1 protein-coding gene is annotated in these 930 nt (G+C 55.9%); it reads left to right on the top strand.

Annotated features, from left to right (window positions below; all coding sequences use genetic code 11):
- Nucleotides 1–930 (top strand): Rib/alpha-like domain-containing protein (locus HUK45_RS09350; RefSeq protein ID WP_268890016.1); only part of this gene is annotated, 930 nt, incomplete at both ends.

Genomic DNA, 930 nt, shown 5'->3' with positions numbered 1-930 from the left:
CAGCAATCGCTGATGTTCCAGTACCAGCTGCCGTTGCCGATAAGGGCTACAAGGCTGCCGGTTGGAATCCAGCTCTGCCAACGACGGTTCAAGCCGCAGGCAACTACACAGCTCAGTTCCAGAAGTTTGACGCTGAGAAGTATACGGCAACCAGCGACAAACTGGTCAAGCCTAACGGCGAACCAACGACGCCAGCCGATGTTATCGCTAAGGTGAAGACGGACTACCCTAAGGAAGCCGCTAAGCAGCCAACCATCTCAGTTGACAACCCCGATAAGTTGCCTGACGGGAAGACGCCGGGCGAGTACAACGTTGGTGTCACAGTAACATACCCAGACGGCTCCCAGGACAAGACAACGGTTAGCGTTACCGTGTTGGACAAGGTCATCGATCAGACCAAGACGCCGAATAACCCAACACCAGCTGGTTACGTTCGGGTTACGTTCCAGGCAGGTGACCATGGTAGTCTCGCCGCGGGTGCCGGGACGGTCTTCGATGTGAAGATTGGGACAGCAATCGCTGATGTTCCAGTACCAGCTGCCGTTGCCGATAAGGGCTACAAGGCTGCCGGTTGGAATCCAGCTCTGCCAACGACGGTTCAAGCCGCAGGCAACTACACAGCTCAGTTCCAAGTGGTTCCTGCAGAAGGACAGCCGGTCACTACCCAGCCGGGTGGACAGCCTAATCCAGCCGACGGCATCAAGAACAAGGATAAGCTGCCAGATGGGACCAAGTATGACTGGAAGAACCCGGTTGATACTTCTACTCCAGGTGACAAGACCGGCGTGATCGTTGTTACTTACCCAGATGGGACTCAGACTGAGGTCACGGTCACGGTTCACGTTGTCGGTGAAGCAGTAACGACGCCAGCTGCTAGTCAGCCAGCACCAGTGCAGACAGCGGTTAAGCCTGCCGGCGCTGCTGAAAATA

The sequence above is a fragment of the Limosilactobacillus urinaemulieris genome (assembly GCF_014838745.1).
GTDB classification, from domain to species: Bacteria; Bacillota; Bacilli; order Lactobacillales; family Lactobacillaceae; genus Limosilactobacillus; species Limosilactobacillus urinaemulieris.
This window is presented reverse-complemented; position numbering and strand designations above follow the sequence as displayed.